General features: G+C 50.2%; 19 protein-coding genes. 3 read left to right on the forward strand and 16 right to left on the reverse strand.

Annotated elements, in window-relative coordinates; all coding sequences use genetic code 11:
• Nucleotides 1-35 precede the first annotated feature (35 nt).
• The 5 genes from greA to J3B89_RS01405 form a co-directional block, all read right to left on the reverse strand.
• Nucleotides 36-512, reverse strand: coding sequence for a transcription elongation factor GreA (greA, locus tag J3B89_RS01385; RefSeq protein WP_215395722.1), 477 nt, complete (start codon nucleotides 510-512; stop codon nucleotides 36-38).
• A complete protein-coding gene (carB, locus tag J3B89_RS01390) occupies nucleotides 509-3,730 on the reverse strand; it encodes a carbamoyl-phosphate synthase large subunit (RefSeq protein ID WP_215395723.1) in 3,222 nt (1,073 codons plus the stop codon). The genes greA and carB overlap by 4 nt, the downstream gene beginning before the upstream one ends.
• Nucleotides 3,731-3,761: 31 nt before the next feature.
• Entirely contained in the window at nucleotides 3,762-4,892 is a 1,131-nt protein-coding gene (gene carA, locus J3B89_RS01395; RefSeq protein WP_215395724.1) for a glutamine-hydrolyzing carbamoyl-phosphate synthase small subunit, read from the reverse strand.
• A 197-nt stretch (nucleotides 4,893-5,089) separates the two neighbouring features.
• Nucleotides 5,090-5,899 carry a 4-hydroxy-tetrahydrodipicolinate reductase gene (dapB, locus tag J3B89_RS01400; RefSeq protein ID WP_215395725.1) on the reverse strand — a complete coding sequence of 270 codons (810 nt, stop codon included), beginning with the start codon at nucleotides 5,897-5,899 and terminating at the stop codon, nucleotides 5,090-5,092.
• Nucleotides 5,900-6,147: 248 nt separating this feature from the next.
• The gene (locus J3B89_RS01405; RefSeq protein ID WP_215395726.1) at nucleotides 6,148-7,302 is read right to left on the reverse strand and encodes an iron-containing alcohol dehydrogenase; all 1,155 of its coding nucleotides are present in this window, start codon (nucleotides 7,300-7,302) and stop codon (nucleotides 6,148-6,150) included.
• 196 nt (nucleotides 7,303-7,498) lie between these two features.
• Between J3B89_RS01405 and J3B89_RS01410 the strand changes: the two genes are divergently transcribed.
• Nucleotides 7,499-8,089 carry an SCO family protein gene (locus tag J3B89_RS01410; protein WP_215395727.1) on the forward strand — a complete coding sequence of 197 codons (591 nt, stop codon included), beginning with the start codon at nucleotides 7,499-7,501 and terminating at the stop codon, nucleotides 8,087-8,089.
• A 4-nt stretch (nucleotides 8,090-8,093) separates the two neighbouring features.
• On the opposite strand, the gene J3B89_RS01415 is transcribed toward J3B89_RS01410, so the two are convergent.
• Together J3B89_RS01415 and J3B89_RS01420 are read right to left on the reverse strand one after the other, a co-directional pair.
• The gene (locus J3B89_RS01415; protein ID WP_215395728.1) at nucleotides 8,094-9,815 is read right to left on the reverse strand and encodes a hypothetical protein; all 1,722 of its coding nucleotides are present in this window, start codon (nucleotides 9,813-9,815) and stop codon (nucleotides 8,094-8,096) included.
• Between the two features lie 81 nt (nucleotides 9,816-9,896).
• Complete coding sequence (locus tag J3B89_RS01420) at nucleotides 9,897-11,783, reverse strand: MFS transporter (RefSeq protein WP_215395729.1); 1,887 nt, start codon at nucleotides 11,781-11,783, stop codon at nucleotides 9,897-9,899.
• 170 nt (nucleotides 11,784-11,953) lie between these two features.
• On the opposite strand from J3B89_RS01420, the gene J3B89_RS01425 reads away from it, so the two are divergent.
• Complete coding sequence (locus J3B89_RS01425; RefSeq protein WP_215395730.1) at nucleotides 11,954-13,291, forward strand: Na+/H+ antiporter NhaC family protein; 1,338 nt, start codon at nucleotides 11,954-11,956, stop codon at nucleotides 13,289-13,291.
• On the opposite strand, the gene J3B89_RS01430 is transcribed toward J3B89_RS01425, so the two are convergent.
• The 7 genes from J3B89_RS01430 to dnaK all read right to left on the reverse strand — a co-directional run bounded on the left by J3B89_RS01430 (nucleotide 13,288) and on the right by dnaK (nucleotide 20,135).
• A complete protein-coding gene (locus J3B89_RS01430) occupies nucleotides 13,288-14,361 on the reverse strand; it encodes a nucleotidyltransferase domain-containing protein (RefSeq protein ID WP_215395731.1) in 1,074 nt (357 codons plus the stop codon). The genes J3B89_RS01425 and J3B89_RS01430 overlap by 4 nt on opposite strands.
• The gene (locus J3B89_RS01435; RefSeq protein ID WP_215395732.1) at nucleotides 14,355-15,206 is read right to left on the reverse strand and encodes an HprK-related kinase A; all 852 of its coding nucleotides are present in this window, start codon (nucleotides 15,204-15,206) and stop codon (nucleotides 14,355-14,357) included. Before J3B89_RS01435 ends, J3B89_RS01430 begins: the two co-directional genes overlap by 7 nt.
• On the reverse strand, nucleotides 15,199-15,366 hold the full coding sequence (locus J3B89_RS01440) for a hypothetical protein (RefSeq protein WP_215395733.1): 168 nt from the start codon (nucleotides 15,364-15,366) through the stop codon (nucleotides 15,199-15,201). Before J3B89_RS01440 ends, J3B89_RS01435 begins: the two co-directional genes overlap by 8 nt.
• 4 nt (nucleotides 15,367-15,370) lie before the next feature.
• The gene (locus J3B89_RS01445) at nucleotides 15,371-15,973 is read right to left on the reverse strand and encodes a hypothetical protein (protein ID WP_215395734.1); all 603 of its coding nucleotides are present in this window, start codon (nucleotides 15,971-15,973) and stop codon (nucleotides 15,371-15,373) included.
• Between the two features lie 148 nt (nucleotides 15,974-16,121).
• A complete protein-coding gene (locus J3B89_RS01450; protein WP_215395735.1) occupies nucleotides 16,122-16,922 on the reverse strand; it encodes a M48 family metallopeptidase in 801 nt (266 codons plus the stop codon).
• A 108-nt stretch (nucleotides 16,923-17,030) separates the two neighbouring features.
• Nucleotides 17,031-18,161, reverse strand: a complete 1,131-nt coding sequence (dnaJ, locus tag J3B89_RS01455; RefSeq protein ID WP_215395736.1) for a molecular chaperone DnaJ — start codon at nucleotides 18,159-18,161, stop codon at nucleotides 17,031-17,033.
• Between the two features lie 63 nt (nucleotides 18,162-18,224).
• The gene (gene dnaK, locus J3B89_RS01460; protein ID WP_215395737.1) at nucleotides 18,225-20,135 is read right to left on the reverse strand and encodes a molecular chaperone DnaK; all 1,911 of its coding nucleotides are present in this window, start codon (nucleotides 20,133-20,135) and stop codon (nucleotides 18,225-18,227) included.
• A gap of 229 nt (nucleotides 20,136-20,364) precedes the next feature.
• On the opposite strand from dnaK, the gene luxS reads away from it, so the two are divergent.
• Nucleotides 20,365-20,874 (forward strand): S-ribosylhomocysteine lyase, encoded by a 510-nt coding sequence (gene luxS, locus J3B89_RS01465; protein WP_215395738.1) that lies wholly within the window; start codon nucleotides 20,365-20,367, stop codon nucleotides 20,872-20,874.
• Between the two features lie 207 nt (nucleotides 20,875-21,081).
• Here the strand turns inward: luxS and J3B89_RS01470 are convergent, their stop codons facing one another.
• Nucleotides 21,082-23,832 carry an FAD-binding and (Fe-S)-binding domain-containing protein gene (locus J3B89_RS01470; protein WP_215395739.1) on the reverse strand — a complete coding sequence of 917 codons (2,751 nt, stop codon included), beginning with the start codon at nucleotides 23,830-23,832 and terminating at the stop codon, nucleotides 21,082-21,084.
• Between the two features lie 145 nt (nucleotides 23,833-23,977).
• Nucleotides 23,978-24,358, reverse strand: coding sequence for a VOC family protein (locus J3B89_RS01475; protein WP_215395740.1), 381 nt, complete (start codon nucleotides 24,356-24,358; stop codon nucleotides 23,978-23,980).
• Nucleotides 24,359-24,361 lie beyond the last annotated feature (3 nt).

The following is a 24,361-nucleotide window of genomic DNA, read 5'->3' on the forward strand; positions in this document are numbered from 1 at the left end:
AGCGCCGTCAGGCGCTTTTTTGTTGGGTTCAGAACTCAGATATATTGCACTGCGGTAATTTCAAACTCAACTACACCTTTTGGCGTAGTGATATTTACGACATCATCAGCCGTTTTGCCGATTAAGCCGCGCGCTATCGGCGAATTTACCGAGATCAGGTTATTTTTGATATCGGCTTCATCATCACCCACAATACGGTAGGTCACTTCTTCCTCTGTATCCAGATTCAGAATAGTCACAGTACTACCAAAAATAACCTTGCCGGTATTGGGTAACTTGCTGATATCAATAATCTGTGCATTAGACAGCTTGGCTTCAATATCCTGAATGCGGCCTTCGCAAAAGCCCTGTTGCTCACGGGCTGCGTGGTACTCGGCGTTTTCTTTTAAATCGCCGTGCTCACGTGCTGTGGCAATGGCCTGAATAATTGCCGGCCGTTTTACTGATTTAAGTTCATGCAGCTCAGCGCGCAAACGTTCTGCGCCCTGCACTGTCATCGGAATTGCACTCATCCGTTAACTCTCTTATGTAGTTCCTGCACTGAGGCTACGTTTTCAAACGCACTGGCGGCGTTCGATTTTACCGTAGCAAAGGCAGCATTTAATGTCGTGGTGTAGTTAGCTTTGTACTGCAGCGCACCGCGGCGAATGACTTTAGAATCTTCAATCGCCTGACGGCCATCAGTCGTATTAACAATATAGCTGTATTCACCGTTTTTAATGCGATCCAGAATATGCGGACGGCCTTCAGACACCTTATTTACCGTGCGGCAAGCAATACCTGCAGCCTGCAATGCCTTGGCGGTACCGCCGGTAGCATCCAGCTCAAAGCCTTTTTCAACCATACGTTTTGCCAGTTCAACTACGCGCACTTTATCGCTGTCGCGTACTGAAAGCAAGGCACGACCACCAGTTGGAATTAAGGTACTGGCACCCAACTGGCCTTTAGCAAAGGCTTGCTCGAAGGTATCACCCACGCCCATGACTTCACCGGTTGAACGCATCTCAGGGCCAAGGATCGGATCCACACCCGGGAATTTGTTAAACGGGATAACCACTTCTTTTACCGAGAAAAACGGCGGAATAATTTCTTTGGTTACGCCCTGTTCAGCCAGCGATTTGCCGGCCATACAGCGGGCTCCCACTTTGGCAACCGCCACACCGGTGGCCTTTGAAACAAAGGGCACAGTACGGGCAGCACGCGGGTTAACTTCAATTAAGTACACTTCGTTATCTTTTACCGCAAACTGGGTGTTCATCAGACCGACCACACCCAGCTCCATCGCCAGCTTACGCACCTGCTCGCGCATGACGTCCTGGATTTCTTTGCTCAGGCTGTGCGGTGGCAGTGAACAGGCCGAGTCGCCGGAGTGTACACCGGCTTGTTCGATGTGTTCCATAATGCCGCCAATCACTACCTCTTTGCCATCACAGATGGCATCGATGTCAACTTCAATCGCATCATCAAGGAAGTTATCCAGCAGTACCGGTGAATCATTCGATACGCTAACGGCATCGGTCATATAACGGCGCAGGTCCTGCTCGTCATAGACGATTTCCATCGCGCGGCCACCCAGGACATAAGACGGGCGCACGACCATCGGGAAGCCAATTTCCGGCGCCTTGGCAATCGCTTCTTCCATACTGGTTACAGTGGCGTTTTTCGGCTGCTTTAAGCCTAAACGCTCTACCGCTTGCTGGAAACGCTCACGGTCTTCTGCGCGGTCGATAGCGTCCGGCGAGGTACCAATAATTGGCACGCCGTTGGCTTCCAGTGCGCGGGCTAATTTCAGTGGCGTTTGGCCACCGTATTGCACGATAACGCCTTTAGGCTGCTCTTTACGCACAATTTCCAGTACGTCTTCCAGCGTGATGGGCTCAAAGTATAACCGGTCTGACGTGTCGTAATCGGTAGACACGGTTTCCGGGTTACAGTTAACCATGATGGTTTCAAAGCCGTCTTCGCGCAGCGCCAGTGAGGCGTGCACACAGCAGTAATCGAACTCGATACCCTGGCCGATACGGTTCGGCCCGCCACCGATAATCATAATTTTATCGCGTTGGGTAGGCAGCGCTTCACACTCTTCATCGTAGCTGCTGTACATGTAAGCGGTGTTAGAGGCAAATTCTGCCGCACAGGTATCTACCCGCTTATACACCGGGTGCAACTTATAGCCGTAACGCTTTTTGCGTACTTCGTTTTCGCTAACCCCTAACACATCGGCAATACGCTTATCGGCAAAGCCTTTGCGTTTTAAGCGTTTTAACCGCGCTTCGTCCAGCGCGGCAAAGCCGTCTTTGCTCAGCAGTTGCTCTTCTTTGACCAAATCTTCAATTTGCACCAGGAACCAGCGGTCAATATTGGTTAGGGTGAAAATCTCATCCATGCTCATGCCAAAGCGGAACGCATCGGCGATATACCAAATGCGGTGCGAGCCCGGCTCTTTTAATTCACGGATAATTTTATCTTTGGCTTCCGGCAAGGTGATATCGATAATCGGATCTAAACCGCAAACGCCAATTTCAAGGCTGCGCAGCGCTTTTTGCAGCGATTCCTGCTGGTTGCGGCCAATTGACATTACCTCACCGACTGACTTCATCTGGGTGGTTAAGCGATCATTAGCACCGGCAAACTTTTCAAAGTTAAAACGCGGCACCTTGGTAACCACGTAGTCGATGCTCGGTTCAAACGACGCCGGAGTTCTACCGCCGGTAATGTCGTTGGCCAGCTCGTCCAGCGTATAGCCAATGGCCAACTTGGCAGCCACTTTGGCAATAGGAAAGCCGGTCGCTTTTGAAGCCAGTGCAGATGAGCGCGACACCCGCGGGTTCATCTCAATGATCACCATACGGCCATCCACCGGGTTAATACCAAACTGTACGTTTGAACCACCGGTTTCAACGCCGATTTCACGCAGTACCGCTAACGAGGCATTGCGCATGATCTGGTATTCTTTGTCGGTCAACGTTTGCGCCGGCGCTACGGTGATAGAGTCACCGGTGTGTACGCCCATAGGGTCGAAGTTTTCAATGGCACAAACGATAATGCAGTTATCGTTTTTATCGCGCACCACTTCCATTTCATACTCTTTCCAGCCGATTAACGACTCGTCAATCAACAGCTCTTTGGTAGGCGATAAATCCAGCCCACGGGTACAAATTTCTTCAAACTCTTCGCGGTTATAAGCAATACCACCGCCGGAGCCACCCATAGTGAACGACGGCCGGATAATGCACGGAAAGCCAATGTCTTCCAGTACCTGGTAAGCTTCATCCATGGAGTGGGCTAAGCCGGCACGTGGGCACGCCAGGCCGATAGAGCGCATGGCTTTATCAAAGCGGCTTCTGTCTTCAGCTTTGTCGATAGCGTCAGCAGTAGCGCCAATCATCTCGACATTGTATTTTGCCAGTACACCATGGCGTTCCAAGTCCAGCGCACAGTTCAGTGCAGTCTGGCCGCCCATGGTAGGCAACACGGCACAGGGCCGCTCTTTTTCAATAATTTTTTCCACTACCTGCCAGTGAATCGGCTCAATGTAGGTGGCATCGGCCATTTCCGGGTCAGTCATAATGGTGGCCGGGTTCGAGTTCACCAGAATAACGCGGTAGCCTTCTTCTTTTAACGCTTTACAGGCCTGGGCACCTGAATAGTCAAATTCACAGGCCTGGCCAATCACGATCGGGCCGGCGCCTAAAATCAGAATGCTATTTAAATCTGTACGTTTTGGCATTGCTGCTAAATCTCCGTAATTCGTTGTCGGCTCAGGCGTTGTGCTTACGCATCAAAGCAATAAAGTGGTCGAACAGCTCAGAGGCTTCGTGCGGACCCGGGCTGGCTTCAGGGTGGCCCTGGAAGCTAAACGCCGGTTTGTCGGTACGATGTATGCCCTGTAAGGTGCCGTCAAACAACGATTTATGGGTGGCGCGTAAATTGGCCGGTAAGCTGGCTTCATCCACGGCAAAACCGTGGTTTTGCGCCGTAATCAATACCCGTTTAGTGTCCAGATTCTGCACCGGGTGGTTACCACCATGGTGGCCGACCGTCATTTTCACCGTTTGCGCGCCACTGGCCAGTGCCAGCAACTGATGGCCTAAACAGATACCAAACACCGGAATGTCGGTTTCAAGGAAGGTTTTAATCGCCTCGATGGCATAAGTACAAGGAGCCGGGTCGCCGGGGCCGTTAGATAAAAAGATACCATCCGGGTTCAGCGCCAGTACATCAGCCGCTGACGTTTGTGCCGGTACTACCGTCAACTTACAGCCACGGTCGGCCAGCATGCGCAGAATATTGCGTTTTACGCCAAAATCATACGCCACTACATGGAACTGCTGCGGCGCGGCTGCGCGATGGCCTTCACCTAGCTGCCAGCTGCCTTCAGTCCACTGGTAAGCTTGTTTCACGCTAACTTCTTTAGCTAAGTCCATGCCTGACAAGCCGGGGAAGCCTTTAGCCAGCTCAAGTGCTTTAGCTTCATCCGGGTTATCGCCAGCGATAATGCAACCGTTCTGGGCACCTTTTTCACGTAAAATACGGGTTAACTTACGGGTATCGATATCGGCGATGCCGAGAATATTATGTTGTGTTAAATACTGACTAAGAGAGAGTTGGTTACGGAAATTACTGGCAAGAAGCGGAAGGTCACGGATTATCAGGCCCCTGGCCCAAATTTGTCCGGATTCTTCATCCTCAGGGTTAGTACCGGTATTGCCAATGTGTGGATAAGTGAGAGTAACGATTTGTTCTGCGTATGAGGGATCAGTTAATATTTCCTGATACCCGGTCATGGAAGTGTTAAACACCACTTCACCTACAGAAACTCCTTCAGCGCCAATGGCTGTACCGCGAAATACGGTGCCGTCTTCCAGTACGAGCAGGGCGGACTTAGTCAAGATAACCTCCAAACAGCAAAAAACGGGCGAAAACCTGACACTGTTTTACAACCCGTTTTGACCCAAAATGTGATACCCGATTTGCCTTAGGCAAACCTGACTATTTTAGGCGATCAGCGCTGGATAAGCTATGCTTTTTTTGAATTTTATTACAAATGACAACTTTAGCCTGTTTTTAACCTTAATAGCGCAAAAAGCTAGCTTAAATCAGCTAAACCTAACACTTGTTGCATAGAATAAAGTCCACTCTGTTTATTTTGCAACCACAGAGCAGCGCGCAGTGCGCCTTGGGCAAAGGTATTACGGCTGGACGCTTTGTGGCTTATTTCCAGCCTTTCGCCTAAATCAGCAAATAAGGCGGTATGGTCGCCAATAATGTCACCGCCACGCACGGTGGCAAAGCCGATAGTTTGCTGCTCACGCTCGCCGGTAATACCTTCGCGGCCATACACGGCAACCTTAGCCAAATCGCGGTCCAGCGCTTTGGCGATGCTGGCGCCAATCGCCATAGCCGTGCCCGATGGCGCATCTTTTTTAAAGCGGTGATGTGCTTCAATAATTTCAATATCTGCGGTTTGTCCCATTACTTTGGCGGCAGTTTGTACCAAATGCAGCAGCAGGTTTACACCTACACTCATATTCGGTGCCCAGACAATCGGAATCTGCTGGCTGGCTTGCTGCACCTGCTGGTATTGCGCATCGGTTAAGCCGGTAACGCCTATTACCATGGCTTTTTTTGCCGCTACCGCCAGCTCAAGATGCGCCAGCATGGCCTCGGGCATAGTGAAATCAACCCAGATATCGGCATTATTAATACTGCCGGTGCCGGTTGCACTAAGGGGTAAACCCAGCTTACCCACACCTGCCAGCTCGCCGGCATCAACACCGATAAGATCTGAGCCGGCACGTACTGTGGCGGCTGTCAGGTGTAGTTGTTGCTCTTTAGCAACAGTAATTAACGCCCGGCCCATGCGGCCGTTAGCACCAAAGATCCCGATAGATGGCATAATCTGGCTCTGTGTAAAAGTAATAATGGCGGCTATTAGAGCAAAAGCCGCCTGCAGGGGGAAGTAAAATAGCCATCTTTATAGCTAAAACTTAGGTTTTCTTATCATCATTGCAGCAGTCCAGGTTGTAACGCCTGCCGGGCTCGCCACAGCAACTCGTCTTTACTTCGTAAAGACTCAGACACTCTGTGTCGCCCCATCAGGGATACAACCCTCCCTAAGTAAAGCAAGAGCAACAAAGCAAAAGCTTACACCGCGCGCTGCAAAATCTGCCGCGAGATATCCGGAGTAATATCACCGTGCTCACCTAACTTCAGCATACCGTTCGCTTGCAGCGCTGCTACCAGCTTATCGACAGCATCGGCTTTAATGCCGTAATCGGCTAAACGGGTCGGTACGCCCATTTGCTCGAAAAAGGCACAGGTATGGTTAATCGCATCGTCAATTAAGCGCTCTTCATCCTGATGCTGTAATTGCCAGACCCGGCGGCCATATTGCAGTAGCTTGTCGCGCTTTTGTCCGCGTTGTTGCTGCAACAGTGACGGCAACACTATCGCTAATGTCTGGGCGTGATCGAGGCCATACAGGGCGGTGATCTCGTGGCCAATCATATGGGTGGCCCAGTCCTGCGGTACGCCCTGGCCAATCAGGCCGTTTAGTGCCATGGTTGCCGCCCACATTACGTTGGCGCGCACATCGTAATTCTCCGGCTGGCTCAGCGCTTTGGGGCCTTCTTCTATCAGGGTTTGCAGTAAGCCCTCAGCAAAACGGTCCTGTACCGGTGCATTGACCGGGTAAGTCATATACTGCTCCATCACATGCACGAAGGCATCCACTACGCCATTGGCCACCTGTTTGGGCGGCAGGCTAAAGGTGACGGTAGGGTCTAAAATGGCAAACTGCGGGTACACCAGCGCACTGGAGAACGACAGCTTTTGCTGCGTTTCATAGCGGGTGACCACCGAATTGCCGTTGCTCTCGGTGCCGGTGGCCGGTAAGGTAAGCACGCAACCCAGTGGTATAGCAGCGGTTACTTTGGCACCTTTAGCCAGAATATCCCAGGCGTCACCGTCAAATACTGCAGCAGCGGCAATAAACTTGCTACCGTCAATAACACTGCCGCCACCGACCGGCAGCAGAAAATCAATTTTCTCACGACGCACCAAATCAGCCGCCCGCATTAAAGTCTCAAAGCCGGGGTTTGGCTCTATGCCACTAAATTCCTGCCAGTCAAAACCGTCTAATGCTTTTACTACCTGATCGTAAACACCGTTGTGTTTAATGGAGCCGCCGCCATAGGTCAGCAGTACTTTGCTGCCCGGTGGAATAAGTTTGCTTAACTGCGCCAGTTGCTCTTTGCCGAATACGATACGGGTAGGGTTTTGAAATGAAAAATTAAACATCTTGCCTCCGAAACTGTGGCCTGCGCCAACATTAGACAATTGTTATGCGGCCGGATCAGCCCCCAATCAAGCTTTGATGTCAATATTGCGTTAAGCACAGTATTGTACAAGCTGAAACGCGCCGCCTTGCGATAGCGTAGTTTGCCAATAATACTGTAAACATACTTTTGATTTCTCCCTCGCAGGTAAGGTTAAGATGTTACGAAGCTTGCCTTGTGCGCTGATAAGCCTGCTGATGCTGGTGGCATGTTCTAAAACCGAACGCGAATTAGTACTGCAATATGGCACAGTGTTGCCGACACCAAGGCCTGTGGCCGACTTCATGCTACTGGATCAGAACAACATCACTTTTACTAACACAGATTTACATGGCAGTTGGACCATTCTGTTTTCCGGTTTTACCTATTGCCCGGATATTTGCCCGCTAACGCTTGGTCAGTTGCATGCAGCCGAACAGCAAATGACGGTGCAAAATCAGCACAAGGTTATCTTTGTCACCGTAGACCCGGAGCGGGATAACCCGGCCGGCCTGAAGCAATATCTGCAGTGGTTTCAACCACGCTGGATCGGTCTGACAGGTAAGCCGGCTGAACTCAGCACCCTGCTGGACAGCTTGGGACTATCTCAGGTGCGCATTCCGTCAACGACTGCCGGCAATTACAGCATCGAACATTCAACCGCCATTGTATTACTGGACCCACAGGGCCGTATGGCAGCGTACTGGAAAGCGCCACTGGATACGGCTCAGCTGGCGGCCGATTTCTCTGCTCTGCCAGCACCTGAATAACACTTTATAGTCGGGAGGATGTCAGTGTGATATCAGCATGCGCCCAGGCTTGCTTAAAGCGTGCGGCTACACTATCTGCTTCCTGGTTTTTATCCTGTGCCCGCAGCGCTTGCTCCAAACCGAATAACGACCAGCCATTTTCCGGATTACGCCGCAATTCCTGCCGGTAAGCCTGCTCTGCCTCACCCGGCCGGCCTGCTTCTAACAGCATAGCCCCCAGCGTTTGGCGAACCGGAGCATGCCAGGCAGGAGGCTCGTCATACGGCAACTCATCTTCTACCGCCAGTGCTTGTTGCAACGCAGACAAAGCGCGGTTCTTCTCTTTTGCCGCCCACGCCAGTTCGGCAGCCAGCACCCGCTCTGCCAACGTTACACCGTGACTAAGAGAGTAACGATCCCACACCTTCATAGCGGCTATCGCCGGCTCAGTTACCAGCGCCAGCAATGCACTGTGATGGGCTTTTGCATCAGCACTGCGCCCGGTGCGCAGCGCTGCCATCCCCTGCGCGTAGTGCCAGATCGCCTGCATATAAGGCAAATCGGCAGCGGGCTCCGGCGTTTGCAAAATAGCCTGCCATTGTCCGAAGCGGACTTGCGCGAACAGTGGCGTTACAGCAAAATTTTGCATTGCTTCCATGCCGGCCATTCGCATCAATTGCGGATCACTGGTGCGCTCAGAAGTGGACTCAGCCGCTGCCAGTGCTATCTGCCGGTTACCGGTCATCGTAGCGGCAAACCAGAGAAAGTGATGGTTATGCGGCACATAGCCCAGCGGATACACCCCGGGGCCGGGCCGGCAAGCAGCCAAATAGCTGTTATCCGCCTCTATTGCCCGTTGATTGGCAATCACCGCATCATGCCAACGGCCCACCCTGGCATAAATATGTGCCGGCATATGCACCAGATGGCCTGAGACGGGAATCAATGTCCGCAGCCGATCTGCTGCCTGCACGCCACGTTCCGGCTCATTTGAAGCTTCCACCGCATGGATATACAGATGCAGGGCTCCGGCATGATCGGCATTACGTGCAATAATATCTTCCAGCACCTGCACAATTTTTGCCGTATTGCCGGTCGGCTTACCATCGCTATCCCAGTAATCCCATGGCTGCAGATTCATCATAGACTCAGCATACAAGGTGGCGGCGTCAAGCTTGTCCGGTAGTTTTCTGACCAGCTCAGCCATCGCTCCGGCATATGCCTGATCCAGCGCGGAGCGGTCGGCTGGCGGCTGCCCGGCATAGCGTGCAGCCAATGCTTTAATAAAGGCCTGCTCCCACGACGTGGCCAGATGCGCAACGTTTTGTGCCGCCTGCAGCCGCTGCCATGCTGCCGTGTTGTTTGCAGGGTCCATACCGGCATTAACATGTGGCCCCAGCACTAATGCCGCCCCCCACCAGCACATTGCACACTGCGGATCCAGCTCAACAGCTTTAAGAAAGGAGCGTTCAGCGGCCTGATGATTAAAACCGTAAGTTAACATCAGGCCCTGATCAAACCAGCGCTGTACCTGCGGATGAGCCGTCGTAACCGGCAGGCTGTAATCGCCCAGCCCGTCCAATAAGGTGGCGCCAACGGGAGCAATTTCAGGTAAGTAATTCTTTTCGGCTGCCGGTGTTGCTGCCAGAGCCGAAATTTCAGTGTTATATCCCTGAGCGTTATTCAGTGCATAACCAACCGCAACTGAAACGCCGATAACAACAGACAGGGTAAAAAGCAGTTTCATAGTGTATCTCCTTAAACCCATAAAAGAAGTTTTGCGATACACGTCCTGACCTGATGTGATTTTTGCTTGAGAACGTCCCGGCTACACTGCATCACCACGCAATAACCGCACCTGTCGCTCCAGCTCTGCCGCAGTGGCAGCAGTTGCCGGTAATGCCTCGCTGGCGTGCAGCTTTATTTTAGACCAAAACCGGCCTTTGAACTTAAAAGCACCACTGCCATGATGGCTGAAAAAAGAGCCCCATAAGCCCTGCAAGGCCATTGGCACCACCGGTACCGGCGTTTCAGCTAAAATACGCTCAATACCAGGACGGAAGCTGTCTATCTCACCATTTTTGGTTAAACGCCCTTCCGGGAAAATACATACCAGATTGCCCTCTTCCAGCTCACGCTTAATGGCAGCAAATGCGGCTTCATATACCGCTTCACTTTTTTGCTTTGAGCAAATAGGAATAGTGCGGGCGGCTTTAAACAGCCAGTTGGCAACCGGTAAATCATAGATGGCTTTTTCCATTACAAAACGCACTGGCCGGCGCACAGCGCCACCAATCAGCAAAGCATCAACATAGCTAACATGGTTGGCAACCAGCACGGCCGCACCTTCAGCCGGAATATGGTCCAGCCCTTTGCTGCGTACCCGGTACATGGTGTGGCTAAGCAAATAAATAACAAACCGCAGTACAAACTCCGGCACTGTACTGTAAACATACAGCGCCACCACGGCATTCATAATAGCCAGCACTAAAAAATACTCTGGAATAGATATGCCCAGTACAGTTAAAAACACAATACCGGCAATAGCGCTCACCACCATAAACAATGCATTAAAAATATTGTTGGCGGCAATCACCCGCGCCCGTTGTTGCGGCTCGGCGCGCTGTTGCAACAATGCATACAGTGGCACAATAAATAAGCCACCGAAAATACCAATCAAGGTTAAATCAATTAATACCCACCATCCAAAAGCGCTAGCCAAAAACTGCGGTAAACTTAACAATTGCTCCGGTGACAGCTCTTCGGGCAAAACAGCCGGGCTGCTAAAGAATAAGCTGATACCAAACACCGTTAAGCCAAGCGAACCGATAGGTACTATACCAAGCTCAACCCTGTCGCCGGATAAGCGCTCGCATAACATAGAGCCGATGCCCACCCCCACTGAAAATGCCACCAACAGCGCCGTAACCACGGTATTGTCACCGCCAAGCGCGGTTTTGGTGAAATTGGGAAACTGGGTTAAATAGCTGGCACCTAAAAACCAAAACCAGCTAATCGCCATAATAGACAGGTATAAAGTACGGTTCTGATAACTAATACTGATAGTCGCTTTGGTTTGCTGCCAGGGCGCAAAACGAAATTTATCGGCATTATGCACCTCGCCAACTGCCGGGACCTGCCGGCTTATCAGATACCCCAATACCGAAAACAGCAGCACCACAGCACCCACCCATAGCGGTGCATCTGCCAGGCCTACTAATAAGCCACCGGTAATGGTGCCCAGCAAAATAGCCACAAAGGTGCCCATTTCTACCCAGGCATTACCGGCTAACAGCTCCTTGTCACTGAGTAACTGCGGCAAAATGGCGTACTTTACCGGGCCAAAAAACGCCGATTGGCTGCCCATTAAAAACAGCAGCCCCAGCAACATCAGGTATTGCTGAAAATAAAATGCTACGGCAGCCAGCAGCATCAAGCCTATTTCCAGCAGCTTTAATGCACGGATCAATTGGGTTTTGCATACTGCATCAGCCAGTGCACCGGCAGTGGCAGAAAACAACAAAAACGGCAGAATAAACAGCCCCGTTGCCAAATTCATGGTTAAATTAGTATCCCACGGCAACGCACTGGCGGCGGTAAAGGTCAGCATTAACATCAAGGCATTTTTAAATACATTGTCATTAAAAGCGCCGCTGGCCTGGGTAAGAAAAAACGGCAGAAAGCGTTTGCTGCTGATTAAGCGGTTTGTCGACATATCCACTCCATCGGAAAAAGAGATAGTAATAAATAAGTTGCCAGCATAATCAACTCATATTACATATACCAGTACGATCTAACGATCCGGTTTGACAGGCCATCTAGCCATCTATATATTGCGCAACCATTAAGGCAATAGCATTGCCTGCGTATTTATAAGGTAAACCTATGCACAACACTACGCTGGCACCAGCGGGCGCTAAGCGCTCACTGCTGCCATTACTGTTTTTTGTCGCGCTGTTTCTCGGCACCGGCCTTTATCTGCAAAATGCAGGCGTAGCCTATGCGTTTTACCAGTTGCCCGGTCATGTTGCTATTATCCCTGCCCTTATACTGGCAATCTGGCTGCATAAAGCGCCGCTGCAACAATCTATAGATGTGATGATAAAAGGCGCAGGTAACAGCAATATTATTACCATGTGTATTATTTATTTGCTGGCAGGTGCCTTTGCCAGTGTTGCCACAGCAACCGGCGGTGTAGATGCTGCCGTAAACGCAGGTCTTAGCTTAGTACCTGCGCCCTGGCTATTACCAGGCTTATTCGTTATTGCTGCACTAATATCCACCGCTATGGGTACCTCAATGGGCACTATAGGTGCACTGGCTCCTATTGCTGTTGGTTTATCTAATCAGGCCGGATTAGACCAGGCGTTAGTGGCGGGTGTACTGCTTAGCGGCGCCATGTTTGGCGATAATCTGTCGATTATTTCTGATACCACCATTGCGTCTACCCGCACCCAAGGCGCAAAAATGGCAGATAAATTCCGTGAAAATATTAAAATTGCCCTGCCAGCAGCCGTGTTAACACTGCTGCTGTACATTGCGCTGGCCACAGACGGAGCACCGGTACAAATTGATACCGTAAACTGGAGCGGTGTAATGCCATATGCTGCTATTTTGCTACTGGCGGTAATGGGGCTGAATGTATTTGTTGTACTGCTGCTGGGCATCGTACTGGCTGCACTGCAAGGCGCCTTTTTTGCTGATTACGCTCTGGCTAACCTCGGTAAAGATATCGCCGGCGGTTTTGCCAGTGTGCAGGAGATTTTCCTGCTGGCCATGCTGGTAAGCGCACTGAGCGAGTTTATTAAACAGCAAGGAGGCTTGCAGTGGATCGCCGGTAAAATCCAGCAAGTTGCTGGCAGCCTGAAACTGGCTGGCAATAAAGCGCAGCAACTGGCAATTGCAGCATTAGCGTTTAGCAGTAACCTGTGTATCGCCAATAATACTGTAGCAATAGTTTTAACAGGTGAGATTAGCAAAACCCTGGCCCAACAACATCAGATAACCCCTAAGCGCAGCGCCAGCTTGCTGGATATTTTTGCCTGTATCAGCCAGGGCTTGGTACCTTATGGGGCTCAGGCATTGTTGCTGGGGGCTAGTTTCGGCATATCACCATGGCAGGTAGTAACGCAAAGCTATTACTGCCTGATATTGCTGCTGGTAGCGGTATTCACTATTTTACTTAAACCGGCAAAGCCAAAAGTAGCGGCGGCTGCGGTTTAAGATTTATGCCCTGGTAATAAACGCCGGAACCAGCGCTGCAGGCTACTGGCAGGTTTAGCCAGGCTATGATAAACCAGCACCTGCCAGCGCATTTTCAGGCTGTGGCCGCGCACAAACCAGAGCTGGCGGGCAAGCCAGGCACTGCCCGCAGAGCCCTGCAACATGGTCAGCAGTAAATTACACACCAACGGCTGGGGCCGGGGCAACGCAGAGCGTTGTAAAGCAGCCTGCGCGGCACCATTATCAAATAATATACTCAGCACCCGGCACGCATTGCTCACGGCTGACTGCACCGACATCAGCGCAGCTTGTTCAAGCATAAAATCCAGTTGCTGCTGATGTTGCACTTCCTGCAGTAAATCATTTAAATCAATCACATCTTTGGTTAGCTTATGTGTCTCTTCCTGATAAAACAGATGCACAGCCGCATGGATAAATAAATGTGCGGTGGCAGGCACTTTAAACGCTGAGCCCGGAATACTGACAGCATGAGTAAATAACGGCGTGATATCTATACTTCTGGCAGATGCCGTCGGGTAAATATGGTGGTGTAAATCGATCACTGTGCCACGCTGATAATGTTGTAACGGCGGATTCTGATGCGACCAGTTTAGATAGTAATCACGGTCGTAACTGGTCATTTCACCTTCGCGAAAGCCATAAAAAAATAACCTGTCCCGCACATGCCGCAGCTGGTTTGCCGGCACCAGAATATCAATATCAGAAAACAACCGGCCAAAACTCACCACTAAAGCCTGTGCTCTGTAAGCTGCGCCTTTTAACAACAAGCAGGGGTAATCAGCGCCAGCAAACAACGGCTCCAGTTGCTGTAATTCAGAATACAGGCTGTGCTGCTGCTTCAGAGCGTAACGCGCCCCCGATTCACCATGCAACTTAACCTGCTGCGGCACCTGGTCAAGCAATTGCTTTGTTTGTAGCACATGGTAAAACCGGGCTGTAAGGCCTTGTTGGCGGGCTTGCTGTAAAAATATGGTCCATTGCTGTGGTGTGGCCTGGCGCACAAATGCGGCCGGCGAGGCAAAAAAAGCCAGTAACTGCGAACTTAACATAACTTATTCAACCCGCTCAAAGCTTGCTCTATGCAGGCATATTCCAGCCGGTAAGCATCAACCTGCTGTGTTAACCTGCTAAGGCTGTTAAAGCCCTGCTCTGCCAGTATGGCGTAGTTAAAAGAGTTATTGGCAAGATGCATAAAGGCATCAGCCTGGCTTACCTTTGATAGCGTTAGCTGCTGCTGTGCGGCATTATACTGCGGGAAAATAACCCAGGCAGCTATTGCCGTTTGCTGCATACCGGCCCAGCTTTGTGTTGATGGCAACATATAACCTACTGTGCCTTTAGTCGTACCGCTGGTAATTTGCCGGATTTGTGCCTGCGGATACCAGCTTTGCAATAACGTCAATGACTGGTTTTTCAGACTCACCGGCCTGACATAAGGCACAATTGCACCGCTGGTTAAATCAACCAGGCACATTTCGTCAGACAATAAACGCCAGCCTTCCTGCATCAGTACTGCGCACAGCGTGCTTTTACCTGAACCTGGAGGTGCCGGCATAATCAGTGCTTTTCCGTCACGTTCAAGCACTGCGGCATGAATAGCCAGAAACTGATGCTGATAAGAAGCCACGCACCAGTTAACACCCCACTCAAAAACCGGTACCAGTTGGGCTGAGTCGGTCATTCTGAAATGCTGATCGCCGGATGAAACATGAAACGGCCGCCCCCAGCCCGACCATTTACGCTGCACTTGCAGGCAAAAATCGTAAATAAGTTGTGGGTTCGGGCGTGTTATCAGTGTCGCAGGATATAACTCAGCAAGCGCGGCAGTAAGCTTGTTGCTGTGGTTAGTAACAAGTACGGAAAAAGGTGCAGTATGAATAGCGAAATCAGTCAACGTCAGGCTCTGTTATCTCAACCTCTGCTCCGCTCAGATGAGTTTCATGATCGAACGTTGAAAACAGCACACTGCTGGCATCATTAAATGTTACCTGCAGTGTGTTGTTATCTGTGGTTTGCTGAGATAGCCAGGCAGCATAACTCAGTGTTACGTCCATCAGGTTACCCCATGTAACCGTCGATGTAATACACCAATAAAGCCGATAGCTGATCTTTTTGTGCCTGAGTAACCGCGCCCTGATAAGCATTTACTATTTCATCAGGCGTAGGGATACTGGTGCTGATACCTTCTAACTGGTAGTACAGCGCATGCAGGAAAATTGCCGCAATATTGCGGATTAGTGCATTGCTACCACCAAGGTTAACGGCGTCGCGTAGCGTACCATTGTAGCCATACTGAAAAACAGTATTAAACTTGGTGTTTTGATTTATCTCTATACCGCGCCACTTCTTATGCCATTGGCCGCCAGACTTATAGAAATAACCGCCTTTACCGCCACCAATACCCGGCTTTTTAGCCTCAAAATATAGCTTGGCACTGCCATGAGAATCATAACTTTTTTTACACTGTTCAAATTTATCAGGTTGTACTGACTGCATCTGCGATGCATTTTCGCTTAACGAACAGTTAAGTGTGCTGGTACCCCAGGCGGATTTACTCTTAAGTGTCAGCAACACCGGCAAGCTACCCAGACCTGCGCGCATTAAAAATTTTCTGCGGCCAGACTGCGTTGCCTTTATTTCCTTGTCATTAACAGGTTCCATAGCTACATTCCATAAAGCAAACTGCATAAAGTGTAATGCCAGTTACATGCAAGATCAAATCCAACAATATAACTTCATATCAGGCATCATAAAATTCTGAAACCCAACATCGCGACGGCATAAGTTGTAAAGCAAGCTGACGCTAATATCAGGCTTTACAGTTAGGCAAAGCACCGCTGGCTTTGCGTTCATTGTAGGTTTGCATTGCCGTTGGCATTTTTTCGCGCAATTCTTTAATCCGTGTCTCCGGCAACGGGTGGGTAGACAGAATTTGTGGTGTACCGCTACTGCCCTGCGCCGCCATATTCTGCCATAAGTTAACCGACTGACGCGGCTCAAAACCCGCCTTTGCCATTAAATCCAGCCCTATAATATCGGCCTCACTTTCATGTGCCCGGCTAAATGGCAGTGCTACACCGACTTGCGCCCCTAAACCAAAAGCCGTCATCAGTTGTTGCTGATACTGTACGTTATAAGCTTTCATAGCGGCATCGCCCAGTGTCAAGGCCGTTTGAATAAACTGATTAGTAGACAGGCGCTCGTTGCTGTGACCAGCCATTACGTGCGCGATTTCATGGCCGATAACCGCTGCCAGCTGGTTCTGGTTTTCAGCTACTTTCAACAGGCCGGTATACACACCTATCTTGCCGCCTGGCAACGCAAAAGCATTTACCTGCTCAGAATCGAATACTACTATTTCCCAGGTGTTGCCCATAAACTCCTGTGGAGTCACCTTCAGCAAAGCGCCTGCAACACATTGTACATACTCATTGGTACGCCGGTCTTTGGAAATGGGCGTTTCAGCTTTCATGGTTTCAAAGGTTTGTGCGCCCATCTTATCCAGTTCAGCTGCATTAAACAGCATGACCTGACGGCGTCCGGTTGGCGATTGTGCACAGGCCACAATCAGTAAAGAGCAGGTGGTTAGCAGTAATAACTTTTTCAACATGAGCATATCCTTATTTGACACTTTGATCGCAGCCGACACTGCGTAACATGCTGTTATTGTATCTGCTGGGCAATAAAAAACCACCCGAAGGTGGTTTTTCATTACAGCTTAGCTGGTTAAATCGTCAAAGAACTTCTTCACGCCATCAAAGAAGCCCTTCGATTTAGGCCGGTGTTTGGCTTCACCATCCCCTGCCATGCTGTCATCAAGCTGACGCAGTAAATCTTTTTGCTTTTCGCTTAAGTTCACCGGTGTTTCGATCACAACTTTGCATACCAGATCACCCACACCGCCACCGCGCACCGACTGCACACCTTTACCCCGCAGACGGAACATTTTTTCGGTTTGCGTTTCTGCCGGTATCTTCAGCTTCACTCGGCCATCCAGGGTCGGCACATCAATTTCACCACCCAGTGCAGCAATAGTGAAACTCAGAGGTACATCGCAGTACAGGTTATTGCCATCGCGCACGAAGATCGGGTGCTCTTTTACATGCACCTGCACGTAAAGATCGCCTGCCGGTGCGCCATGCATGCCCGCTTCACCTTCGCCGGTTAAACGGATACGATCGCCGGTGTCCACACCTGCCGGAATTTTCACTGACAAGGTTTTGGTTTTCTCTACGCGGCCTTCGCCATGGCACTTAGTGCAGGGGTCAGGAATAATTTTGCCACGGCCATTACAGGTTGGGCAGGTTTGCTGTACGGCAAAAAAGCCCTGACGCATTGTCACCTGGCCGGCACCATGACAGGTTGGACAGCTTTTCGCTGACGTGCCTTTTTTAGCACCCGAGCCATCGCAGCTGTCGCAGCTCACCATCGTTGGTACTTTAATATCAACTGATTTGCCGCGTACTGCTTCTTCTAAGCTTAGCTCCAGATTGTAACGTAAATCGGAACCACGCTGCGCCCGTGACTGACCCCGACGGCCTCCGCCACCGAAGATATCACCGAATACATCACCAAAAATATCGCCAAAATCAGCATTGCCTGCACCAGCGCCACCGCGGTTTGGATCTACCCCGGCATGGCCATAACGGTCATAGGCTGCGCGTTTTTGCTCATCCGACAACACCTCATAGGCTTCCTGGACTTCTTTAAACTTCTCTTCCATGGCTTTATCACCCTGAGTTCTGTCCGGGTGAAATTTCATGGCGAGGCGTTTATAAGCCTTTTTGATGTCTTTATCGTCGGCGCCTTTAGCGACACCTAGTACTTCATAATAGTCACGCTTCGACATAGCTTAGTGCTAACTTCTCATGTTAAAGGGGCTGCAGTTTACTACAGCCCGGTTAAACCTTAATTATTTTTTGTCGTCTTTCACTTCTTCAAACTCAGCATCAACCACGTCGTCGTTGCCGCCTGCCTGCTGGCCTGCGTCGCTGCCGCCTTGCTGGGCTTTGGCCTGAGCCGCTTCCATCAGCTTTTGCGATGCCTGAATAAGTGCCTGAGACTTCTCATCAATAGCGGCTTTGTCGCTGCCTTTTAATACAGCTTCCAGCTCTTTGATTGCCGTTTCAATGGCTTCTTTATCATTTGCTGCCAGTGCAGTGCCTACTTCTTCCAGTTGCTTACGGGTGGCATGAACCATCGCGTCGGCCTGGTTACGGGTTTGCACCAGCTCTTCAAACTTTTTGTCTTCTTCAGCGTGAGCTTCTGCATCACGTACCATGGCCTGAATTTCTTCATCAGACAAACCAGAGTTCGCCTTGATGGTGATTTTCTGCTCTTTACCGGTGTCTTTATCTTTAGCTGATACGTGCAAAATACCGTCGGCATCCAGATCGAAGGTTACTTCAATTTGCGGCTCGCCGCGACGTCCGGCACGGATACCTTCTAAGTTAAACTGCCCCAGTGATTTGTTGTCAGAGGCGCGTTTACGCTCACCCTGCAGCACGTGAATGGTTACCGCAGACTGGTTGTCTTCTGCCGTTGAGAACACCTGCGATTTCTTGGTTGGGATCGTGGTGTTTTTCTCAATCAGCGCTGTCATTACGCTGCCCATGGTTTCAATACCCAGTGACAGTGGTGTTACGTCAAGCAGCAATACGTCTTTAACATCGCCTGACAACACCGCACCCTGAATAGCGGCACCTACTGCTACGGCTTCGTCCGGGTTCACGTCTTTACGCGGCTCTTTGCCAAAGAAAGCCGTTACCGCTTCCTGTACTTTTGGCATCCGCGTTTGACCGCCCACCAGAATGATGTCGTTAATGTCGCCCACGCTTAAATCAGCGTCTTTCAGTGCTTGTTTTAACGGCTCAATAGTACGTTGAATCAGGTCTTCTACTAAAGATTCCAGCTTGGCACGGGTTACTTTGATGTTCAGGTGTTTCGGGCCTGAAGCATCAGCAGTAATGTACGGCAGGTTTACTTCAGTTTGTGACGCTGACGACAGCTCAATCTTGGCTTTTTCCGCAGACTCTTTTAAGCGCTGCATTGCCAGAGGGTCGTTACGCAGATCAATACCCTGCTCTTTCTTGAACTCTTCAACTAAGTAGTTGATTAAACGGTTATCGAAGTCTTCACCACCTAAGTGAGTATCACCGTTAGTAGCCAGTACTTCAAAAGTTTGCTCGCCATCTACGTCGTCAATTTCAATAATCGAGATATCGAAAGTACCACCACCTAAGTCATATACCGCAACTTTGGTGTCGCCTTTCTTTTTATCCATACCATAAGCCAGTGCCGCAGCTGTTGGCTCGTTGATAATACGCTTAACGTCTAAGCCTGCAATACGGCCGGCATCTTTAGTGGCCTGACGCTGTGCATCGTTAAAGTACGCCGGTACGGTAATTACCGCAGCCGTTACCGCTTCGCCTAAGAAATCCTCTGCGGTTTTCTTCATTTTTTTCAGCACTTCGGCTGAAATTTGCGGTGCAGCTAATTTTTTGCCTTTAACTTCAACCCAGGCATCGCCATTATCTGCCTTAACGATAGCGTAAGGCATAATTTTGATGTCGCGTTGTACTTCACTGTCTTCAAAGCGACGGCCAATTAAACGCTTAATCGCGAATAAGGTGTTTTTCGGGTTAGTCACAGCCTGGCGTTTTGCCGGCTGGCCCACTAATACTTCGCCATCTTCAGCGTAAGCAATAATAGAGGGCGTGGTACGGGTACCTTCAGCGTTTTCTAATACGCGGGGTTTGTCGCCATCTAAAACCGCAACACAAGAGTTGGTTGTACCTAAGTCAATACCGATAATTCTGCCCATAACTACACTCCACTTAATATTCTGAACAAGCACAAATTGCGTTGAGCGGTTAATGGGGATTAGCCCTGATCCATTCAAGGTTATTAGATTAAAAATTTTGTCTGTTGCGTATTTAATCCGCTTTTAGCGCCGGTTTAACGCTGTTATCTACCGATAACGGTTAACTTATCGGTGTTTACCTGCCTATAATAGCCAGCATCATCAGCGTTTATTTTTAAAGGGTTTTGTTATGCCATTACTCGACAGTTTTACCGTAGACCACACCATTATGAAAGCCCCGGCCGTACGCGTGGCAAAGAAAATGAATACGCCAAAAGGTGATGCCATCACCGTATTTGATTTACGCTTTTGCGTACCGAATGAAGAAATTCTGTCAGAAAAAGGCATTCATACGCTGGAGCATTTATTTGCCGGTTTTATGCGCGACCATTTAAATGGCAACGACGTAGAAATTATCGACATTTCGCCGATGGGCTGTCGCACCGGCTTTTATATGAGCTTAATTGGTACGCCGGACGAACAGCGTGTAGCTAAAGCCTGGCAGGCGGCGATGGATGATGTGTTGCACGTTGCCAGCCAGAGCGATATCCCGGAGCTGAATATTTACCAGTGCGGCACGGCGCAAATGCACTCGCTGGATGAAGCTAAGCAAATTGCCAGGAATATTCTTGACCGCGGTGTCGGTGTAAACCGTAATGACGAGCTGGCATTACCGGCTGAGATTTTAAATAAGCTGTGATAATAAACGGCGTCTGACCGGTATCGCGTGTTGGCTTCAATTGCCAACAACACGAAAAGACGCGGTGAGGCAACTGACAACTAAGAAAATCGTCTGTGGCAGGGATGCCACAGAGGAGCCTACAGGGAAGTATCTACGGCGTCTTTTCGTGTTGTCAGTTGCCGGCCCGAAGCTCGATCCCGATGACTCACTTCAGTTAAATACCCGCTAAGAGCATTTATCCAGCAAATACACCAGATGCTGATACTCAATACCGCTATGGCGCGATAAACCAATTTCGCAGGTACGGCTGGTTGACACCCCTTGTGTGCAGCCACTTACCTGCTGCTGTAAACCAGACAGCGCCGAGGCATTTAACTCTGGCAAGACAAAACCTTTATCACCGGCAAAACCACAACAACTGATACCTTCCGGGATCACCACATTGCTGCTGCAACAACGCAGCAACTGTTTGAGTTTATCTGCCTGCCCCAACTGGCTGGCACTGCAGGTAATATGCAGCGCTACCGGCTCATTAAGCGGCGTAATATTCAGCTTAGGCAGCACTTTATCATGCAAAAAGTCGACACTGTCGAAAATACGCAGCCTGCTATCCAGCTTACCTTGCAGGGTTAAACTGCAGGGGCTGGTGTCTGACAAAATAGGTATGTCACCATTATTACTTACCTTAAGCAGCCATTGCTCCAGCTCATGCTGCTTTTGCCTTGCCGCAGCAAACTGGCCTTTAGATTGAAACGGCATACCGCAGCACTGGCTAGCCAGACCTTCCGGCATTATCAGCTGATAACCGGCTTTAGCCAGTAAGTGGGCACTTACCTGCTGCAGGCTGCGTTTATCTTTACTGTCTGCCTGCGGCGCCATTACGCGGCCAGAGCAGCTGGCTAAATAGATAACAGGTTTCAGCCGGGTATCTGCATGAGCTATTGGCAGCACATTGTTATAGTTCGCTGTTGGCATTGCGCTATGCCACAAAGCCCGTAGCGGCAACAGTTTGCCAAGTATACTGCCTATAGCCAGGCCGGCACGGGCCATAGCTGATACTGCCGTAAAATGCCGGGCAACGAAAGCCGACAACCCCTGCCATGAGCGGTTATGCTCTGCCCGTAACTGCCGGGTAAGATCGCCGGTATTAATACCCACCGGGCAGGCGGTGCTGCACATACCACAAGCGGCACAGGTGTCGTTACCGGCGTACTGATAAGCCTTATTAAGTTCAGCCAACCGCTCTGGCTCATCACCGCTGCGCTGTAAACGCGAAATTTCACGCTGCGTAACAATACGCTGGCGCGGCGTTAAGGTGAGCTTGCGCGACGGGCACACCGGCTCACAAAAGCCGCATTCAATACATTTATCTACCAGCGGGTTAGTTGCCGGTAAGGGTTTGAGGTTTTGCAAATGCAGCTGGTTGTTGTAAGTGAGTACTACATCCGGGTTCAGAATATGTTGCGGATCAAGTAACTTTTTAATCCGCCACATCAGATTATACGCTTCAGTACCCCACTCCAGCTCAACAAAAGGCGCCATATTGCGGCCAGTGCCGTGTTCAGCTTTAAGCGAACCGGCAAACTCTACTGCTACCAGTTGCGCCACTTCCTGCATAAAGGCATCGTAACGCGCAACCTGTGTCGCATCATCAAAGCCCTGGGTAAAAACAAAATGCAGGTTCCCCTCTAAAGCATGGCCAAAAATAATCGCTTCATGGTAGTAGTATTTATCAAACAACTGCTGCAGCCGTGATACACCTTCAGCCAGTTGCTCAACCGGAAAAGTAACATCTTCAATAATCACCGTAGTGCCGGTTTTACGCACCGCCCCTACTGCCGGAAAAGTGCCTTTGCGTATAGCCCATAGCTGGTTGTATACGGCGGGGTCAGTACTAAAATCAACCTGCTGTTCCAGCGTAAAAGCTGCCAGAGCACTGCGTACCTGTGCCAGCTGTTGCTGTAACACGGTACCATTTACTGCTGTGCTTTCTATCAGCAAAGCACAGGCATTGTCAGACAAGCCCTTTACCCATGCTGGCATGCCGCTCTTATGCTCTACCGAGCGCAGGCTGCGCCGATCCAGTAGCTCTACCGCTGATACCGGCTGCTGCTTTAATACCGTAACAGCACGGCAGCAGCTTTCTACCGACGGGAACACCAGCAAGGCACTGGCGCGGTGTGGATAATCCGGTACGGTGTTGTACGTTACAGCGCTGATAAAACCCAGGCAGCCTTCAGAGCCGACCATTAAATGGGTCAGGATATCAATAGGATCAGTAAATTCAGTTAACGCATTGAGTGAAAAACCGGTGGTATTTTTTAAGCGGTATTTATGGCGAATTCGTGCGCTAAGTTCGGGGTTATCACGGGTTTGCTTACCCAGCAAAGCCAGCTCGGCTAAAAGTTTGGCATGGCTGTGGCGAAACGCCATTACGCTTTGCGCATCTTCGGTATCCAGCACTGTGCCGTCAAACAATACCAGGCGCATTGCCGAAAGAGTATTAAAGCTGTTATGTGCAGTGCCGCAACACATACCGCTGGCGTTATTCGCTACTATACCGCCAATTTTGCAACTGTTAATCGACGCCGGATCAGGGCCGATTTTGCGCTGAAATTTTGTCAGTACACTGTTAGCCGCCGCACCAATAACACCGGGTTGCAGCCGTATTTGCTCGCCTAAACCGCGCACTTCACGTTGCTGCCAGTTTTCGCCCAGTACCAGCAGTACAGAGTCAGTTACCGCCTGGCCGGATAAACTGGTGCCGGCAGCACGGAATGTCAGCGCAACCTTAAATTCATTTGCCAGTTTTAGCAGCGCCACCACTTCAGTTTCACTTTCTATGCGCAGCACTAACTTGGGCAGCATACGATAAAAGCTGGCGTCAGTACCAAAAGCAAGCGTAGCAATAGGGTCGTCAAAATAACGTTCAGCAGGAATAAGCTGTTTAACGGCCTGAATAAACTGCGGTTGCATGCAAACCTCTGGTGATAACTCACTGAAAGCAGATTAACTGATAATACGGTATTCTGTTTAATCTTGCATAAATTTTTTGCCACAAAAACCAATTTATGAATAATTTATTCAGAACATCATTATTAAGCTGCTATAAAACCCGCTTTTACCTGGCGCAACCGCGCCGGCACAGTTGCAGTGCCAGGCCCCAGGGATCGCGCAGCATGGCCAGATGCGAGCCATCGTTCAGGTGTACGTCAGTAACATGGCTGGCACCTGCGGCGATTAGGCGGGCGCTGTCAGCGGCCGGATCGGCCGATACCAGCGCCAGGTGTAAAATTAGTGAGTCCATCGCCGCGTAATCAGGTACCTGATCGGCCGGGTTGCAGTAAATCTCTATCATCATGATGCCGCTGTCGTCGGCAAGAAAATGCGTTTGTGCCGCATCATTTAATGCGCGTTTTAAACTAAAGCCTAAATGCTCAATGTACCAGTTGGCCATTTGCTGGGGTTGGGCAACATTAAAAGCGACGTGTTCAATACGCATAAC

The sequence above is a fragment of the Rheinheimera oceanensis genome (assembly GCF_018831085.1).
In the GTDB taxonomy this organism is placed as follows: domain Bacteria; phylum Pseudomonadota; class Gammaproteobacteria; order Enterobacterales; family Alteromonadaceae; genus Alishewanella; species Alishewanella oceanensis.

Coding starts and splice junctions, on each gene's coding strand:
- greA (WP_215395722.1), bottom strand. CDS start 512: ATGAGTGCAATTCCGATGACAGTGCAGGGCGCAGAACGTTTGCGCGCT.
- carB (WP_215395723.1), bottom strand. CDS start 3,730: ATGCCAAAACGTACAGATTTAAATAGCATTCTGATTTTAGGCGCCGGC.
- dapB (WP_215395725.1), bottom strand. CDS start 5,899: ATGCCATCTATCGGGATCTTTGGTGCTAACGGCCGCATGGGCCGGGCG.
- J3B89_RS01405 (WP_215395726.1), bottom strand. CDS start 7,302: ATGTTTAATTTTTCATTTCAAAACCCTACCCGTATCGTATTCGGCAAA.
- J3B89_RS01410 (WP_215395727.1), top strand. CDS start 7,499: ATGTTACGAAGCTTGCCTTGTGCGCTGATAAGCCTGCTGATGCTGGTG.
- J3B89_RS01415 (WP_215395728.1), bottom strand. CDS start 9,815: ATGAAACTGCTTTTTACCCTGTCTGTTGTTATCGGCGTTTCAGTTGCG.
- J3B89_RS01420 (WP_215395729.1), bottom strand. CDS start 11,783: ATGTCGACAAACCGCTTAATCAGCAGCAAACGCTTTCTGCCGTTTTTT.
- J3B89_RS01425 (WP_215395730.1), top strand. CDS start 11,954: ATGCACAACACTACGCTGGCACCAGCGGGCGCTAAGCGCTCACTGCTG.
- J3B89_RS01430 (WP_215395731.1), bottom strand. CDS start 14,361: ATGTTAAGTTCGCAGTTACTGGCTTTTTTTGCCTCGCCGGCCGCATTT.
- J3B89_RS01440 (WP_215395733.1), bottom strand. CDS start 15,366: ATGGACGTAACACTGAGTTATGCTGCCTGGCTATCTCAGCAAACCACA.
- J3B89_RS01445 (WP_215395734.1), bottom strand. CDS start 15,973: ATGGAACCTGTTAATGACAAGGAAATAAAGGCAACGCAGTCTGGCCGC.
- J3B89_RS01450 (WP_215395735.1), bottom strand. CDS start 16,922: ATGTTGAAAAAGTTATTACTGCTAACCACCTGCTCTTTACTGATTGTG.
- dnaJ (WP_215395736.1), bottom strand. CDS start 18,161: ATGTCGAAGCGTGACTATTATGAAGTACTAGGTGTCGCTAAAGGCGCC.
- dnaK (WP_215395737.1), bottom strand. CDS start 20,135: ATGGGCAGAATTATCGGTATTGACTTAGGTACAACCAACTCTTGTGTT.
- luxS (WP_215395738.1), top strand. CDS start 20,365: ATGCCATTACTCGACAGTTTTACCGTAGACCACACCATTATGAAAGCC.
- J3B89_RS01470 (WP_215395739.1), bottom strand. CDS start 23,832: ATGCAACCGCAGTTTATTCAGGCCGTTAAACAGCTTATTCCTGCTGAA.
- J3B89_RS01475 (WP_215395740.1), bottom strand. CDS start 24,358: ATGCGTATTGAACACGTCGCTTTTAATGTTGCCCAACCCCAGCAAATG.